Genomic DNA, 17,677 nt, shown 5'->3' with positions numbered 1-17,677 from the left:
GCAGTTTTTCAAAAATAATTACGTATTTATACGTATTTTTTTAGATTAAAGAATACTCGGCCGCTTTATTAGAAAGTTCCATAAGGTTTTTTACTTTCAGCTTTTTCATTAAGTTGAAACGGTGTACTTCGGCAGTTCGTTTACTAATATCCAAGGCTTCAGCGATTTCTTTGTTTCCTTTACCAGATAAAAGAAGTGTAAGTATTTCTTTTTCTCTTTTGGTAATCATCATTTCTTCGCCTAAAGTTTGTTTAGGTTCTAATGATGCTGAAGAACTTGTCAATTGACTGATTAAAATAGAAGAAATATCACCACTGAAATATTTCCCGCCAGAAGAAACATTATGTAATGCTTTTAAGAATTCTTCTTTGCTTGAACCTTTTAGTAAATAACCGTCGGCTCCCGCTTTTATAGATTTCAATACATATTCTTCCGATTCGTGCATCGAAAGCATAATGATTTTTACATTGTTATTCTCGCTTCTAAGTTTTTCTACTACCTCGATGCCTGTTAAGTTAGGCATACGAATATCTACTATAAGTAAGTCAGGTTTTGTTGATGCAACGACTTCAAGCGCATCTGCACCATCAATTGCTTCTCCTACAACCTCGATGTTTGCTTCGTTTTCCAGTAATGATTTGATTCCGTCCCTAACAAAAACATGGTCATCTGCCAGCACTACACGAATGATACTACTCATAATTTACTTAATTTAGATTCTAGATTTTTACGTATATTCATCTATAAAGAAGATGCTAATATACGTACTTTTTTTAAAAGTAAATTTCAATATTAAAATTTCTAATGTTAGGAATTCTAAATTATACAATTGTCAGGCTGAGCGAAGTCGAAGCCCACGCAATCTAAATCGACAATCTTTGCAGAACTACTTACGTGGGGCTTCGACTTCGCTCAGCCTAACAAGATTGTGTTAAGCTGGAGGTTTTTGTAGATAAAATTAGGGGCTTTAGCCAAATGTGTAAGTTTGGCTAAAGCCTTTTTGTTACTTGTTTCTTTACCTCCAGCTAAAGCTGGAGGCAATTGATTTGTTTTACTTTAAATCCTAAATGAAATTAAAATTTCTTTTGAAAACCGTTTGCCCGCGAGAGGGATAGGAGCAAGCTACCGAAGTAGCGCGGATAGTCCGACAGTATTAGGAAAAGTGGGCGAATATAGACAAAGTTTGTTTGCCCACTTTTTCTAATACTGGCTCGCCCAAATAAATTACATAATTTGAAAATGAGATAATTAGATAATAATTTTGTCGATTTACTTTGCGGGGCTTCGACTTCGCTCAGCCTGACAATATTGTTGTCAACTTTGTCAAAGTTTTAAACTTTGACAAAGTGAATGCGCGCAAAGAGTTTGGAATTTAAATATTTGGAATTTCTACTTAAGAATCGGGATGTTGAACGTAATCCTCGTTCCTTCGCCTGGAATCGAGTTCATGAAAACGCGTCCGTTGATGTATTGGATTCTTTCTTTCATGAATAAAAGTCCCATCCCGGATTCGCTGTTGCGTTTTTTGTCGACTGAATTCACGTCGAAACCTTTTCCGTTATCGTCAACAATAATGCTTAGAAGTGTTTCGCTGTGCGAAAGCTGTACAATAATATGTGACGATTCAGCATATTTAATGGCGTTGTTGATCGCTTCTTGCGTAAGGCGATAAATGTTGATTTCGATTAACGAATCTAAACGTTGGTCAAAATCGGTTTTGTTGTAAAACAGGATTTCTTTTCCAGTTAATTTCGAAAGTTCCTGAGTGAGTTTTGAAAGTGACGAAACGATTCCGTGATCGCTTAATTCTGGTGGCATTAAGTTGAAAGTGGCTGTGCGGACACCTTTTATAATGTCTAAAGAAAGTTTCTTTAAATACTCAATTTTTTGTTCTGATTTTTCGCGGTCATCGAGATTGATGCTTTCTAAACTGAATTTTAAACCCGTAAGCATTTGTCCGATTCCGTCATGAATTTCTTTTGCGATTCGGTTTTGTTCGTTTTCCTGATTTTCGACAATTTTGCTCGAAATAATCTTTTGCTGATTGATTTTTTCAGTTGTATTTTCAAGGTTCAAACGTTCAACTTCGCGTTGCGCTTTTTTGCGTTCGGTGATGTTGAAACAAACGATCAAAAGTTCCAGTTCGTCTTTTTTGATCATTACGGGAACCATCGACAAATCGAGCCAGATTTCTTTTTCGTCTTTATTTATAATTTTGATTTCGCCTTGCCAGCCGCTACGCTGTTTTTCAAAAATTAGACGGTCAAAATTTACTTTTTCTTTTTCGTCTTCAGTCAAGACTTCAGAGAATTTTTTGTTTGATGAAAATTTGGTGTAATTTAAAAGTTTGGCGAATTTTTCTCCAATATGAATGATCGAACCATCTGGCGAAATTCGGCAGTACAATAAAGTGTTTTCCATCGCATAATTAAGCGATTTCAATTCTTTTACTGAATTTTCTTTGATTTCACTGATAATTTCGGTGTCGTATGCGAGTTTTAAAGCTTTCTTTTCAGAAGATAAAAGCTGGGCAATTAACCTTTCGATTTTTTTGTTTGTTGGTTTGAAAATGAAGAAGAATTCTAAAAGCAGAACGAGCAATGTAAAACCAAAAATCCAATATTCGATTTTGCGTTGTTCGGTTACTTTTTCGTGTGCTTCAAGATCGTATTGGGTTACAATCTGATTCATTTTCGAAAGGAAAATCCCTTCATTTTCCAAAATAATCTGAACCAGTTTTTGATTCTCAGAAGCCGATTTTTTCTGCTGTAAATTCAACAAAAAAGAATCTGTAGTTTGTGCAATTTTATTGAAAATCGGATTGATTTCAAGGTATAATTTAGAAAGTGTTTCTGATTTTTCTTTTGGAAAAGCCAAGCTGTCACTTCCGTTTTCAAGTGCATTTTGATTTTTCTTCCAAAGTTCTAGAACTTCTTTTAAATGCGAAGTTTTTTTGGCTGTAGCCGAATCAGAAACATAATGTAAAATCAGAACTTCTTTGACAATTTTCTGACTCAGCATTCTTTGCTTTCCAGAGAAATTAATGATTTTAGAATCGCTTAATTGCTGATTCAGATTGTATTGAACTAAAAACTGACTAACAATTATAGTTAAGGCAATAGTAAGAAGCGCAAAAAAATACAGACGGCGTAAATTTTTGAAAGTAATTTTTTCTGCAGCTTCGTGATTGCTTTTCTTCATATCTTTTTTACAATCCTAAAGAAGCTTTTATTAGGTTTAAGTTTTCTTCAGAATAATTGATTTTTAAAGCTTCCTGATGTCCTTTGTCCGACATTTTATCCCAAGTTTTCTTGATGATGTTTTTCAGCTTTTCTTCATCATGTTTGTGAACGAAAGGTTCTAAGTAATAATCTAAAAATACCAAACAAATTACATCTTCTAGTAATTGAGTTTCAGCGTCTTTTTTAAGTAGTTTTTTCTCGATTAAAAATGAAACGCGATCGATGAAAGTTTGATCGTATCCAGCTTTTTCTAATATACCTGCGGTAGTTTTTGCGTGGAATTTTTTCAATTCTTCTCTCCATTTCAAATAACCAACACGATCCATTGGATACGATTCGCGAGCGACTTTCCAACGGCAGATATGTTGGGCTTTTGAAGCGATTTGAACTTCTTCTGAAGCGTTTGGTTCAAACTGCATCAGTTTTTCGTACATCCTGTTTGAATACAATAATTCTTTTGGATATTCGGTGTTTTGGTCTAATTCGATGTTAGGATCCTGAGCGTTTTCAGCATCAATCCATTCGCTTGCTTTTTGAAAAGGTGTAGTCATTTTTTGGTTTGATAATAGAATTTCAAAGATACGGAATTAGTAAATACGTGAAATGTGAAATGTGAGTAGTAAAAAGCGAAAAATGAGAATAGACCTTTCAGTACTAAAATTCATTTAACATCTTACTTTTAACATCTCACAATTTTTCTAATCTACAAATCCCACAAAAACTTCATCTTCAACAATCTTAACTGGGTAAGTTGCAATGCTATATTCTTCGCCGTTTAAATTAGAACCATCAATAAGTGAAAAGGTTTTTTTATGCATTGGACAAGCGATTTTAGGAATATCATCTGCAGATCCCGTCATTCCTCTTGAAAGCACCATTTCCATTTTGTGGGGACAAGCATTTTGGCAAGCATACCATTCGTTGCGACGCGTAAAATTAAAAATCGCAATTTGTTTGTTTTTGTATTTGATGCAACCGCCTCGGTTGGTGGGAAAATCTTCTACTTTACCAGCTTTGAACCAAATTGTTGCGTCGCTTGCGTGAACTGTTTCGTATTGATTTAAGATTTCTTCCATTTTGATTGAGTTTTTGGTTCCTGTTTCTTAGCCCTCTTTTTACAATCAAGAGAGATTTGATGGCGCAGTAAAAAAGAGGGTAAGAAGGACAGCAAACGTTAAATGATTTTTTTTCTTTTTTTGGAGCTTTTGGTGTTCTGCCGCGAAGTCGCAAAGGCGCAAAGTTTTTTCTTTAAGTTTTTTCTTTAAGTTTTTATAATTTGACTTCGTGACTTTGAGTCTTTGCGGCAAGATATTTTTTTAAGTCCACGCTTTTGGCATTTTTTGATCTCTTAATGGCACAAAAGCAATGTTGTCATCTTTCTCGTCTGAGTTCACAAAATGATTGAAACGTTTCAATAATCTTGGTTTTTCTAGAACTTGTTTCCATTCGCATTCGAAAGTATTTACCAACGTTTGCATTTCGGCTTCAAGTGTTTCGCAGATTCCTAAGCTGTCTTCGATAATTACTTGTTTCAAATATTCTAAGCCACCGTCTAATTTTTCTAACCAAGTTGAAGTTCTAATTAGCGGACCGGCAGTGCGGATATAATACATTAAGAATCTGTCCATGTATTTTATAACCGTTTCTTTATCGATTTTTTCGGCTAGTAAAACCGCGTGTTTTGGATTTGCGCCTCCATTTCCTGCGATGTAAAGATTCCATCCGCCTTCAACAGCGATTAATCCGAAATCTTTTCCGCGGGCTTCGGCGCATTCGCGGATGCAAGCTGAAACACCACCTTTTAGTTTATGCGGAGAACGGATCCCTTTATATCTGTTTTCTAATTCTATTGCAAATCCGGCGCTATCGTCCATTCCATAACGGCACCACGCATTTCCAACACAGCTTTTTACGGCTCGAAGCGATTTTCCGTAGGCGTGACCGCTTTCAAAGCCATTATCAATTAAGATTTTCCAGATTTTTGGCAAATCACTTAAATGCGCTCCAAATAAGTCGACTCTTTGCGCTCCCGTAATTTTAGTGTACAAATCAAATTGTTTAGCTACTTCTCCAATCACGATTAGTTTTTCGGCTGTAATTTCGCCTCCTGCAACTCTTGGAACAACAGAATACGTTCCGTTTCTTTGAATATTGGCTAAAAATCTATCGTTTGTATCTTGAGTAGTAACGTGTTTATTTGCCGTATCATTATAAATACTAGAAAAGATAGAAGCGACAACTGGTTTGCAGACTTCGCATCCGTCGCCTTTTCCGTGATGGTCTAAAACGTCGTAGAAATTCTCGTATTTGTTGATTTTTACCAAATCGAATAATTCCTGACGTGTGTAGCTAAAATGCTCGCAAATAACTTCTTTTACTTCTTTTCCTAAAGATTTTTGAGTCGCTTTTACCAAATCAGAAACCATTGGTTTACAGCCTCCACAGCCAGAAGTTGCTTTTGTTGCTTTGACAACATCTGAAAGTGTAGCACAAGATTCGTCTAGAATTTTACAGCAAATAGAACCTTTCGTTACGTTTTCGCAAGAACAGATTACAGCTGTATCCGGCAAATCCATTGCACTTCCCAAAGAAGAACCTTCAGAACCATCGCGAGAACCTAAAATCAAATCTTCTGGATTTTTAGGTAATGCCATTTCGTTAATATAAATCTGAAAAAGAGAATTGTAATCGCTTGAATCTCCGACTAAAATTCCACCTAAAAGCTTTTTTGAATCTTTAGTAACGTTGATTCTTTTATAAACACCGCTTAATTTATTTTCATAAATAATAGCTGTAACGTCATTGTTTTCAACAAAAGGATCACCAAAACTCGCAACTTCAACACCAATTAATTTCAATTGTGTTGACATATCGATGGTTTCTCTCATGGTTTTATCACCATTTAAGATTTGCTCAGCAGCTACATCGGCCATTTCGTAACCTGGAGCAACAAGTCCGTAAATGTTATGGTTGTAAAGGGCTACTTCACCAATCGCAAAAATAGAAGGGTCTGATGTTCGCATTTGATTGTTTACCACAATTCCGCCTCTTACGCCAACTTCAAGTTCAGAAACTCTTGCAAGTTCGTCGCGAGGTTTAATTCCAGCAGATATAACCAACATGTCTACTTTTAACAATTCGTCGTTTGCAAACATCATTCCTGTTATACTTTCCTTTCCGTCAATATATTGCGTTGCTTTGTTAAGATGAATTCCAATGTTTAATTCTTCGATTTTTGATTGAAGCATATCACTTGCGCCTTGATCTAATTGTCTTGGCATCAAACGCGGAGCAAATTCCACTACATGCGGATTCAATCCTAAATCACGAACTGCTTTTGCAGCTTCAAGTCCTAATAAACCGCCACCTAAAACAGCTGCTTCGGTTGCGCCTTTTTGTTTTATTTTTTTGGCGTAGGCCATAATAGCGTCAAGATCTTCGATAGTTCTGTATACAAAAACACCTTCTTTTTCGACACCTTCAATTGGCGGAACAAAAGCCGAAGAACCTGTTGCTAAAACTAAGTAGTCGTACGTATGTGTTTTGCCTAAATGCGTATGTATTGTTTTTACATCACGATTAATATCTGTAATTAGTTCAGATGTGTTTAGAATAATATTGTTTTCAGCGTACCATTGGCTTGTTGAAAGCGATAAGTCATCAGCTGTTTTTCCTCCAAAGTACTCACTTAAATGAACGCGATCGTAGGCGCGTCTTGGTTCTTCTCCAAATACTGTGATTTGATACTTTTCTTGTCCTGATTTTGCAACAAACTTTTCGCAAAATTTATAACCAACCATGCCGTTTCCAACTACTATTACTCTAATCATGATTTCTTTAATTAAGTATTACTACGCAAATATAAGTATTTATACTTATAAAAATACGTAAATAAATTATTTTTTAAGTACTAGATATGTTTTTATGACTACGTATTTTGTCGTAATCTTTTACGTAGTGCGGGTTTTGAATGATTTTTTCGTTACTTAGTTTTTTTAAATTTGAAAGGATTCTAAATAAGCGTTTCAAAAAAATGTCGTAAATTCATAAGAATTTTATAGGTGTTTTGGAAAAGAAGCACTTTTTAAACTGTGATCTCATGAAAAAAATACTTTCAATATTATTGTTATCAATTTTAATTATAGGCTGTAAGACAACGGCAAGTAAAGGATCTGATGGAAATATTTCGACGAGTTCTACAGAGGAAGATTTAAAATATTATTTTAAAGCAACAGGAAACGAGCCGTTTTGGGGAATCAAAATGGGAAATGAGGAAATCGTTTTTACGTCATTAATTCCTGGAAAGGAAAAAATCACTTTTCCAGCTGTTGACGCAATTAGAGCAATGGATGCCAATGTAAAAATGTATCAAGTAAGTAATGAAAATACTTCGGCAACAATTACAATTCAGCAGTTAGATTGTCAAGATTCTATGTCTGGCGCTATTTCGCCTTATAGCGTAAAAGTCGAAATCAGAAATAATTCAGAATTAGAAACGAAGAAATTAAGCGGATGTGGAAAATATCTTACCGATTATCGACTTCACGATATTTGGGTTTTGGAGGAATTAAATGGCTATAAAGTTTTTGCAACCGATTTTCAAAAGGAATTTCCGAGACTCGAAATTAATTCAACAGAAAATAGGTTTTCAGGTTTTGGAGGCTGTAATTCGATAACAGGACAAATCTTTTTTGAAAAGGATCTTTTACGTTTTACCAAAGTAGTTTCAACTTTAATGGCTTGCCCACAAGGAAATAAAGAAAGCGAGTTTTTAAAAGCTTTGCAAAGCACAACAGCTTATTCTATTGGAAATAATCAATTGACTTTGTCGAATCCTTCTGCTAAACTGGCTGTTTTTAAGAAGGTAGATTAGAGTTTTAAAATGTCGTATTGTATCTAAAAAAAAGCTTATACGGCTCTTCTTTATTTTAGCGCTAAAATATTTTTGTAAAATAAAACTTATAATATTTATTTTACATGAAAAGGATTTTAATGTTATTAATTGCAATGGTGTTAGTTTGCAGTTGTAAATCGACTAAAGAAACAAAAGCAACAACTTCTGCTAGTCAAGACTTAGTTGAAAAGAAATTACAGCAAACTTGGATTTTGGAAAACTTAAACGGAAAAGTTATTACTGATAAAGATTTTTCAAGTTCTCCAAAAATTGTAATTACGCCATCTGCATTTTCTGGTTCGACTGGATGTAATGCTGTAAAGGGCAATTTAGTTTCAAAAGGTGAGGGGAAAATTCAATTTTCAAATTTCACAACAGAAACTAAAAAGTGTGATGCAAAAAAAGAAGGTGAGTTCACGCAGTTGTTAAAAACAACATCAGGTTATTCTATTAAGGATAATAAACTTTTCCTTTCAAACCAATTTGGACTTACAATGTCTTTCAAAAAGGGTTAATTAAAAAATGAAAGGCTTCGATTGATTTCGAAGCCTTTTTTTATGTTTTGTTTGTCATTCCGAGGAACAAGGAATCTCCGTAAGAAACTCGACAAAGATTTTATATCTTTCAGTACGGAGCTACTTGTGGAGATTCCTTGTTCCTCGGAATGACAAAATTGCGCTGATTTATTCTAATTCCTTTGGGTCTTCATTTTCTGATTCTTCTTCAATAAAATCTAGCTCCAAAGCTCTTACGCTTTGAACAGCATTTCCAGCTATACCGCGAATTGAACCGTACATTCCTAAAGTATTGTGAACTACTTTTTCGATTTGTTTTTCGCGCTGTTTCCAAATTCTCTGCATGGCTCTTTTTTCAGAATCTAAGTCACTCTGCATTTGAGTGAAACCTTCTACAATACCTTCAATCTGCAAACGGAATTCGTTGCTTGTAAGGAAATCATATAGCATTGACATTTTATCGCCTTTATTTTCCTGAGCCTGAACCGCTTGATTGATCTGAATTAAAGATTGACGCAACACAGCGCTTAAACCTTTGAATTCTTCGTAGGTACAAATCCAGATTCCGTCGCGCATTCCCATTCGGTCCATTCCCGAAGGCATTACTTCGGTTACCAAAACACCAATATTGGCTCTTTTAGTTCTAATATCGTTTTTGAATTTCTCAATCCACGAAGGTTGGAAAGCTTTTGTTCTTTTACTTTCGTAATAAATAGAGCCGCAATTTTGATGTTCTCTTGTGTTTACAACTTGAAGACAATCTGCCCCGTTTGCACCTTTCTTTATTTCATCAATGCTATCAAGAGGGAAGTTGTTGGCAAGCCATTCTTCAATCGCCAATTCCATTACTTCGCCTTGCAATTGCATTGAGCCTTGTTCTTGCTTGCGTTTCATTTCTTCAGTCAGCTTTTTTTGTTCTTCAAGCTGTTTCTGAAGTTCTTTGAATTTTAATTCGTTTTTATCGTCTTCTTGTTTTCTAATTTTTTCGCGTTCCAAAGCCAATTGTGCATTTAATTGCTTTTCGGCTTCGGCTTGAATCGCTTCTTTCATTTCCAGTTTTTCACGCTGTAATTTTGCGATTTCACCTTCCATTTTATTTAATTCCCTGATTTTTTCCGATTTTTCAGAGAGTTCTTTTTCCATTAAAAGCAAACGATCTTTGTTTTCTTCTTCAAGTTTTGCTTTTAGTTTTTCTGAAATTTCTTTTTCGGCTGTTTTTTTCTCGCGCTCCAAACGTTCGGCAAAAAGTTCATTTTCCTGTTTTTTCTTCGCTTCAAATTCGGCTTTGGCTTTATCCAATTGTTCGTTTTTAAGCTCTAATTCACGGTTTTGAACATTTGCTTTTTGCTGGAATTCTTTACGGATGCTGTCTTCCAACTGATGTTTTAAGACATCATTTACATCGATAGGAGTTCCGCAGTTTGGACACTGAATTGAAGATTGCTCGGCCATTTTATATTGAAATTTTATTGTAGAATTTTAATTTGCTAAGATATTTAAAAGTTCTCTTTTTGTGATACGGATTACTGTACTAAATTGTAACGATTTTTTTTATATGCCACGAAGGCGCTAAGGCACAAAGTTTTTTTCTACAGATTAAAGATTGAATAGGATTTTCTCTCATTTTTTGTCATCCTGACGAAGGAAGGATCACACACGTAACTCGACAAAGATTGGCGATTCTGTTTGCGGAATTTCTTGTGTGATCCTTCCTTCGTCAGGATGACAAACTATACGCTTCTTTCTGCTTAAAAAAACTTAGCGTCTTAGCGCCTTTGTAGCAACAAAAAATCAACAGCAGATTGTGTAATCTCAGAATGATCGTCTTTTGAAGTAATTAAAGATACATTTGTATATAGGTTAACCTTTTTCAATTCGATAAAACCAATTTCTGAGTCCTTATTGTTCTTTGCAATATTCGATGGAACAATCGAAATTCCTAATCCGTTTTTGACCAATTGTACGATTGAGTTGATATTATTAGCTTCATGAATAATCTTCGGCGTAAAGCCATAAAAAGCGCAAAGTTCTAATAAAACTTCATGATAATGTGGTGCGTAATCTTTGTTGAAAAAAACAAACGTTTCATCTTTTAGTTCTAAAATATCATTTTCTGATTTTATCTGAAAAGAGTTTTTATTGTAAACCAATGAAAATCCATCCTTAAACCATAAATGAGATTTTATTTTTGGCGACTGAATGGGCGATCTGATAATTCCCATTTCGATTTTTCCTTGTTCTAAAGCATCAATTTGTTTGGTGGTTGAAATTTCGAAAAGTTTGAAATTTACATAAGGAAATCGCGCTTTCAGATGTTTTATCAAATCTGAAATGACAGAAGAATAAATCGAACTGATATAAGCAATCCTAAATTCGCCCGAAACATTCTCTGCAATCTTTTTTGTTTTTGCAGAAATGCGTTCTAGATTCTGAAAAAACACCGTTACTTCTTCTTTAAAATATTTTCCAGCTTCAGTAAGTTCTACTTTTTTATTGTTTCTGATAAAAAGTTTTGCCTGAAGTTCGTCTTCCAGTTCTGCTATTTGTCGGCTTAATGGCGGTTGAGAAATAAAGAGTTTTTCTGAAGCTTTGGTAAAATTCAGTTCTTCGGCGACCGCTAAAAAATATTTTAAGTGACGTAATTCCATGATACTTTTAAAGTATTATTAATTGATAAAAATAGTATTTTTAAAGTATTTATGAAAGAGATAGTTTTGGTTTTAAGTTAAATGTTAGAAGTGAAACGTTAAAAGTGAAAGTTGTAACGAATAACTCTTAACAAAAAAAATATAACTTTTTAAAGCAAAATAGGTCTCTCGCAGATTTAGCAGATAAAGCAGATTATTAATTTTAGATAAATCATCTTAATCATAATAATATCCCAATCATATAATAGCAAAAAGATTCGCTCAATCTGCTTGATCTGCGAGAGATTAAAAAAAACAAAAGACCATGAAAAAATCAACTATTGAAGAAATCAAAGAGCGATTTGACAATGATGTCGAACGATTTTCAAACTTAGAAACAGGACAAGTGGCAACAATCGATGCTACTATTTCTTTAGAATTAATTACCGAAGCTTCAAAACGAATTGTTCCAAATGCTAAAAACGTTTTAGATGTGGGCTGTGGAGCTGGAAACTACACTTTAATGATGTTATCTAAAGTGCCAGATTTAAACTATACTTTGGTTGATTTGAGTTTGCCAATGTTGGATCGTGCTTTTGAAAGAGTTTCAGCAGTAACAAATGGAAAAGTTGAAATTAAGCAAGGCGATATTCGAGAAGTAGTTTTAGAAGAAAACAGTTTTGATATTATTTTGGCAGGTGCTGTTTTGCATCATTTGCGTGATGATAACGATTGGGAAACTACTTTCGCAAAATTGTTCAAATTATTGAAACCAGGAGGCTGTTTAATGATTTCGGACTTAATCACGCAAGACACCGAATTACTGAATGAATATACTTGGCAACGTTATGGTGAATATTTGGAAGGAATAGGAGGAGCAGAGTACCGCCAGAAAGTTTTGGATTATATTGAAAAAGAAGATTCTCCAAGATCAATGAACTATCAATTGGATTTAATGAAAAAAGTAGGTTTTTCAAAAGTTGAAATTTTACATAAAAACATGTGTTTTGGAGCTTTTGGAGGAATCAAATAAAAGTTTAATCGTTTGATTTTTGTTTTTGGTCGGTTCTATGTTTCTTTCTGTATATTAATTGATTGATGAATTGAAAAAAAGTGTTGTTTTGTATAATCAAGTTCTATTTTTTCTTTCACAATTAAATATTTAAAATGAGCAATAATCAACAATGGAATCGCAGAAGTTTTCTGTTTACAATGAGTGGAGCGGGAGCAGCTTTAATGTTAAATCCGCTTTTATCTTGGGCAGCAACTGAACAAGATCCTAGAATTGCTGCTATTGTTGCAAAAACATTCGGAATCGACACACACAATCACATTGATGTTCCTTTGATAAAATCAGAACTGCCGGGCCCAAAAGTTGATTTGTTTGGTGAAATGAAGAAATCTGGCTTATCTGCAATTTGTATGACTTTTGCCGTTGATTATCAGAAATTAGTTAATCCTGGAGATGCTTACGAAAGATTTCTAAACGGATTAACTGCAATGGATGAAATATTAATTGCTAATAATATGAAACGCGCTCTTAATTACACTGATTTGGAAGAAGCTCATAAAAATAAAAAGCCTATAGTAATTCAATCTGTAGAGGGAGGACATTTTCTAGAAGGCAAAATTGAGCGTTTGCAGGTTGCTTACGATAGAGGTTTAAGGCATTTGGGATTACTTCATGATAATGATGCTTCTGTTCCGTTAGGTGATATTTTTACAAAAACTCCTCAATGGGGCGGACTTACTTCTTTTGGTGCTGAAACAATTAAGGAATGTGAAAGATTAGGTGTTTTAGTCGATTTGTCGCATTGTGATGATAATACGGTAAACGGAGCTTTAAAAGTTGCTAAGAACCCTGTTTTAGTTTCGCATACAGGTTTAAATACACGTCTTGGAACAAATGAATTTATGTCTAAAATGATGATGCCAAGACTTATAAGTAAAGAGCAGGCTAAAATTGTAGCAGATCATGGCAGTGTAATTGGAGTTTGGACACATCTTGCTGATTCACCAACTGAATTTGCAGATAATATAAAAGCAATGGTTGACGTAGTTGGTGTCGATCATGTTTGCATTGGAACTGATACTAAACTGACTCCTGCATATCGTTCACCAAATGATAAAGGATGGGGACAAGGAGATAATAAAAAACCTGAAGATAAAAAGGAAGAACCCAAAAAGCAAAACGATCAAAAAGGGCAAAATGCTAGCAAAAAGCAAGGGCCTCAAGGAACTAATCAGTCTTGGGGAATTGAAAAACAAGGGTTTTATTATACTGTTGTTGAATCTTTACTAAAAGCTGGTTTTAAAGAAGAAGAGATTGCTAAAATCGGCGGTGGAAATTATTGCCGAATATTTGATATTGCAACTAAAAGATCTTAATCTATCAAAGATTATTTGTAAACAAAACAAAAGCGAAATAATGAATTTTATTTCGCTTTTATTTTGTTTTTATTTGGTGCTGGATATTTGTTTCTAAGATCAAAAACTAATTCTGAAGGGCCATTTTTCTGCAGGTAATCTAATTTTTCTACGGCTTTTTCCATGGTTGGAATTTCTCCTTTTGCAATCCACCACATGGCTGTATGCGCTTTTCCAAATTTCTGAAACCATTCTTTTCGACGTCTTAAAAATTCACTATGAAAAGTTTTGTACATATAATGCTCCAAAGTTTCAATGCTTTCCCAAACCGATACATTAATGATAATTTGCTCATCATTGTACGGATTCAGACTTGTGGCATTGTAACTGTCAGTTTCGTCTTTTAATCTCCAAACAAAACCTTCGCTTTCTTCGGCTAAAGTATTTACAGCATCTAAATTATCTACAAATTCTTTCATTATTGGGTCGTTGATATCGACGCCTTTCATTTTGGCAATATTAATTTCGGCAAGATGATAATGACTCATAAAATATAGGTTTCTGAATTTTAGGCAATTTAGTTTTTTTCTGAATAATTTTATAGCCACGAATTGCTTCGCCTTTTCGCTATCGCTCGAGTCACGAATTTATTTTTTAAAATCTATGCGCAAAGATTTTAGATTAATTCGTGAATTCGTGGCTATAAAAACTTATAAAATCTGAGCAGTTTTGTAAACTTGAATTGGACTTGAAACTAGACTTTCGGTTTTTTTGATGAAATCTTTTAAGTAAGACTGGTTGTTGTGTAAGTCTAAACCAGGTTGATCTTTCCATTCTTCCCAAAGAATAAAAACATTTTCTGAAGTGTGTAAATCATAACGAATACAAGCAGCTTCTTTTCTAGTTTCGGTTACTAGATTTGTCAGCAGGCTTTGAACTTCAATTAAATGTTCTGGTTTACTTTTTAAAATTGCTGTAATCGAAATCATAATTATAAGTTTTTAAAAGTTTGCTCTAAATGTTTCGTGTAATTCTCTTTAAAGATAACGATATTTTCTGGTGTAGCACCTTTTTCTACGTCATGGAAATGAAATCCGTTTACGCGTTCCATTCCTGTAAATTTGTTCATTTTGTGGAAGCCAAACATTACGCCATCATCAACAGAAGTTTCTTCGAAGAATTCGCCTGGAAGTGTAAACGCTGTTGCAGGTGCGTTCCAGCTTGTGGTAAGCATGTATTTGCGTCCGTGTAAAAGTCCGCCGGTTCCGTAGTTGATGTCTGGGTTTACACGACTTCTTCCGTCGCTTTTATAGATTCCGTTGTTGTGTCCTTGCGTGAAAACATCATCGATATATTTTTTAAAAAGATTCGGAATTTGAAACCACCAAACTGGTGTATGATAGATAATTAAATCTGCCCAAACGAATTTTTCTACTTCTTTTTGAAGATCTATTTCGTCTTCAATGTGAGTTGTTTTTATTTCGTAATCATTGTTTTTAGAAAGAAATTCAACTGTCCAGTCCTGAACGGTTTTATTGAATTGTCCTCCTGAATGCGCGAATTTTTGTCCGCCGTTAATTATAAATATCTTTTTCATTTTACTTTATGTTGTTATGGATACGTGATGCGTGAGGGATAGGAGCGATATCCTTTTGCTTTTTTCTTTAAAAAGTAAAAGATTTAGCGGATAGCCCGGCCCTTGGGACACGCCCAAATTTAAATTATTTAAGTTTTGAGATTTTTTTTAAACACATAGAAACATAGAATTTTCTTTCTGGAAAAGAGAATGGAAAGAAACTAGTTTCTAACACATAGTTCTCAAAGTTTGTGATTTCTCGTTCCTCGAAATGACAAATTACGTTGACTATGTTTGTTAATGCAATTGAAATGCCTTTTGTGTGCAATGAAAACTATGTTTCTATGTGTTTAAAAGAGAATTATTTTATTTTAGCAATCGCTTGATTGATAAATTCCAATTCTGAAGCTGATAAATCGAAATTCATTGTTTTGGCGTTTGAAATGGCTTGTTCTGCGTTTCTAGCTCCAGCTAAAACAATTGCAATTCCTTTTTGTAAAGAGGTCCAGCGTAATACTAATTGCGATAAGCTTGCTTCTTTTGCATGTGCTAAAGAAGTTAATTCTTCAACTAAGGTTTTTACTTTTTGAAGATCAAACTGATTGAAATAACCGTTTCTATGGTCATTTTCTTTTAATTTGCTGTCTGTGAAATATTTCCCAGTCAACAAACCTCTTTCCATTGGACTGTAAGCAATGATTCCGATGTTTTCTGAAATTGTAAAAGGAATTAATTCTTCTTCAATTTTACGGTTCAACATGCTGTATGCGACTTGATTTGAAGCGACTTGAATCGTTTTTTGTGCTTCCTGAATTTGTGCAACATTGTAATTGCTTACTCCGAAAGCTCTGATTTTTCCTTGCTGGATTAAAGTTTCAGCAGCTTCCATTGTTTCAGAAATTGGTGTTGTTGAATCTGGCCAGTGAATTTGCAGTAAATCGATATAATCGGTTTGAAGACGTTTTAAGCTTTCTTCAACTTCTTTAATTACGTTTGCTTTTGATGAATATTTATATACTGGAACTTTTTTACCGTTGTCGTCAGCGTCGAAAAAGAAATCGCCTTTACCGTTATTGCTTCCGTCCCAAACCAAACCAAATTTTGTAAGTAACTGAACTTTAGAACGATCTTGACTTTTAATGGCTTCTCCGATCATTTCTTCGCTTAAGCCAAATCCATAAAAAGGAGCAGTGTCGATTGTAGTTACTCCGTGGTCGATTGATGCGTGAATGGAGTCGATTGAATCTTTCTTTTCTGTTCCGCCCCACATGGTTCCGCCAATAGCAAATGCACCATAAGTAATGGCTGATAATTCTAGTTCTGAGTTGCCTAATTTTCTATATTCCATGATAATGATTTATTTCGTTTAAAATTGATGAGGCAAAATTATACTGTTTTTATGATTCTTATTTGGTATATATTTGTCTTTTTTAGGTATATTTGCATCTTCAAAAAAATGGAATTATGAAAAAAGAAAACTTATATGAACCTTTTACGGTTTCTTTTGAAACGCTGAATGAATATCCAGATGTGGGAGATCGTCATAATTTTTTTGAACTGGTTTATATTTTGGAAGGGACAGGAAGACAGTGTATTAATAAAAATATATTTGAATACGATCCTGGACATTTATTCCTGTTAACGCCTGAAGATTGTCATAATTTTACGATTGAAACTAAAACGAAATTTTTCTTTTTAAGGTTTAATGATATTTATTTGAAAAATTCGAGTCTGCAGAATGAAAATATTCAGCGATTAGAATATATTCTTCAAAACGCCAATCATCAGCCAGGCTGTATTCTTAAAAATGATCCTGACAAATGTTTGGTGAAAGTAATGATTGAAGCGATTTGTCGTGAACATCAGGATAAAGATGTTTACAATCAAGAATTGATTCAGCAATTGGTGAATACACTGATTATTATTGTGGCGAGAAATATTGCGAAGTATCTGCCTGAGCAAGTGACAATAAACACGGAAGCTAAAGCAATGGATATTCTGCAATATATTCAGAACAATATTTATTATCCTGAAAAGATTAAAGCGGAATCTATCAGTGATTATTTCGGAATTTCGAATACATATTTAGGACGTTATTTTAAGAAACACGCCAGCGAAACTATGCAGCAATATATTAGTAATTATAAGACTAAACTGATTGAACATCGTTTGCAATTTAGCGAGAAGCGCATTAACGAAATTGCTTATGAATTTGGTTTTACGGATGAAAGCCACTTTAATAAGTTCTTTAGAAAGCAAAAAGGGTATAGTCCGTCTGAGTTTAGAAAGACGATTCGATTGAGTGCTTAGTTTTTGTTCGCCACGAATTCACGAATTTAGACGAATTTTTGACTCTTGGTTTAGGGTATGTTTTTTTATTTCACATATATAAACTTGGAAAGATTTTAAGAATGAATCTGCTAAATCTCCAAAATCTGCGAGAAAAGAAAGAAAAT

Annotated in this window: 16 protein-coding genes; 5 read left to right on the top strand and 11 right to left on the bottom strand. The window is 34.2% G+C overall.

All coding sequences use genetic code 11. The features are described from left to right. Positions 1–40: 40 nt before the first annotated feature. The 5 genes from DM444_RS07925 to nirB all read right to left on the bottom strand — a co-directional run bounded on the left by DM444_RS07925 (position 41) and on the right by nirB (position 7,072). Entirely contained in the window at positions 41–700 is a 660-nt protein-coding gene (locus tag DM444_RS07925) for a response regulator transcription factor (protein WP_111285362.1), read from the bottom strand. A 689-nt stretch (positions 701–1,389) separates the two neighbouring features. Beyond that, a complete protein-coding gene (locus DM444_RS07920; protein WP_111285360.1) occupies positions 1,390–3,201 on the bottom strand; it encodes a PAS domain-containing sensor histidine kinase in 1,812 nt (603 codons plus the stop codon). 7 nt (positions 3,202–3,208) lie between these two features. Further along, positions 3,209–3,793 carry a DUF4202 domain-containing protein gene (locus tag DM444_RS07915; protein ID WP_111285358.1) on the bottom strand — a complete coding sequence of 195 codons (585 nt, stop codon included), beginning with the start codon at positions 3,791–3,793 and terminating at the stop codon, positions 3,209–3,211. 147 nt (positions 3,794–3,940) lie between these two features. Beyond that, a complete protein-coding gene (gene nirD / locus DM444_RS07910) occupies positions 3,941–4,318 on the bottom strand; it encodes a nitrite reductase small subunit NirD (RefSeq protein WP_111285356.1) in 378 nt (125 codons plus the stop codon). 240 nt (positions 4,319–4,558) lie between these two features. Beyond that, positions 4,559–7,072, bottom strand: a complete 2,514-nt coding sequence (gene nirB / locus DM444_RS07905) for a nitrite reductase large subunit NirB (protein WP_111285354.1) — start codon at positions 7,070–7,072, stop codon at positions 4,559–4,561. Positions 7,073–7,341: 269 nt separating this feature from the next. Here nirB and DM444_RS07900 point away from each other — a divergent pair, with 269 nt between their 5' ends. Further along, positions 7,342–8,115, top strand: coding sequence for an META domain-containing protein (locus DM444_RS07900; protein ID WP_111285352.1), 774 nt, complete (start codon positions 7,342–7,344; stop codon positions 8,113–8,115). 104 nt (positions 8,116–8,219) lie between these two features. After that, positions 8,220–8,651: an META domain-containing protein gene (locus DM444_RS07895; RefSeq protein ID WP_111285350.1), complete on the top strand. Its 432-nt coding sequence runs from the start codon at positions 8,220–8,222 to the stop codon at positions 8,649–8,651. A 168-nt stretch (positions 8,652–8,819) separates the two neighbouring features. Here DM444_RS07895 and DM444_RS07890 read toward each other — a convergent pair whose 3' ends face one another. Both DM444_RS07890 and DM444_RS07885 read right to left on the bottom strand, forming a co-directional pair. Further along, positions 8,820–10,103, bottom strand: a complete 1,284-nt coding sequence (locus tag DM444_RS07890) for a DUF2130 domain-containing protein (protein ID WP_111285348.1) — start codon at positions 10,101–10,103, stop codon at positions 8,820–8,822. Positions 10,104–10,417: 314 nt separating this feature from the next. Then, entirely contained in the window at positions 10,418–11,299 is an 882-nt protein-coding gene (locus tag DM444_RS07885) for a LysR family transcriptional regulator (RefSeq protein WP_111285346.1), read from the bottom strand. Between the two features lie 304 nt (positions 11,300–11,603). On the opposite strand from DM444_RS07885, the gene DM444_RS07880 reads away from it, so the two are divergent. After that, entirely contained in the window at positions 11,604–12,311 is a 708-nt protein-coding gene (locus DM444_RS07880; protein WP_111285344.1) for a class I SAM-dependent methyltransferase, read from the top strand. Positions 12,312–12,445: 134 nt separating this feature from the next. After that, complete coding sequence (locus DM444_RS07875; protein WP_111285342.1) at positions 12,446–13,666, top strand: dipeptidase; 1,221 nt, start codon at positions 12,446–12,448, stop codon at positions 13,664–13,666. A 47-nt stretch (positions 13,667–13,713) separates the two neighbouring features. Here DM444_RS07875 and DM444_RS07870 read toward each other — a convergent pair whose 3' ends face one another. From DM444_RS07870 to DM444_RS07855, 4 genes are all read right to left on the bottom strand, one after another. Next, a complete protein-coding gene (locus DM444_RS07870) occupies positions 13,714–14,193 on the bottom strand; it encodes a DUF3291 domain-containing protein (RefSeq protein WP_111285340.1) in 480 nt (159 codons plus the stop codon). 162 nt (positions 14,194–14,355) lie between these two features. Then, the gene (locus DM444_RS07865; protein ID WP_111285338.1) at positions 14,356–14,634 is read right to left on the bottom strand and encodes a putative quinol monooxygenase; all 279 of its coding nucleotides are present in this window, start codon (positions 14,632–14,634) and stop codon (positions 14,356–14,358) included. 2 nt (positions 14,635–14,636) lie between these two features. After that, positions 14,637–15,242 (bottom strand): NAD(P)H-dependent oxidoreductase, encoded by a 606-nt coding sequence (locus tag DM444_RS07860; RefSeq protein WP_111285336.1) that lies wholly within the window; start codon positions 15,240–15,242, stop codon positions 14,637–14,639. A 340-nt stretch (positions 15,243–15,582) separates the two neighbouring features. After that, positions 15,583–16,569: an aldo/keto reductase gene (locus DM444_RS07855; RefSeq protein WP_111285334.1), complete on the bottom strand. Its 987-nt coding sequence runs from the start codon at positions 16,567–16,569 to the stop codon at positions 15,583–15,585. Positions 16,570–16,685: 116 nt separating this feature from the next. Between DM444_RS07855 and DM444_RS07850 the strand changes: the two genes are divergently transcribed. Further along, positions 16,686–17,531, top strand: a complete 846-nt coding sequence (locus DM444_RS07850) for an AraC family transcriptional regulator (protein WP_111285332.1) — start codon at positions 16,686–16,688, stop codon at positions 17,529–17,531. The last annotated feature ends 146 nt before the right edge of the window (positions 17,532–17,677 follow it).

Source organism: Flavobacterium ginsenosidimutans (assembly GCF_003254625.1).
Lineage (GTDB): Bacteria > Bacteroidota > Bacteroidia > Flavobacteriales > Flavobacteriaceae > Flavobacterium > Flavobacterium ginsenosidimutans.
This window is presented reverse-complemented; position numbering and strand designations above follow the sequence as displayed.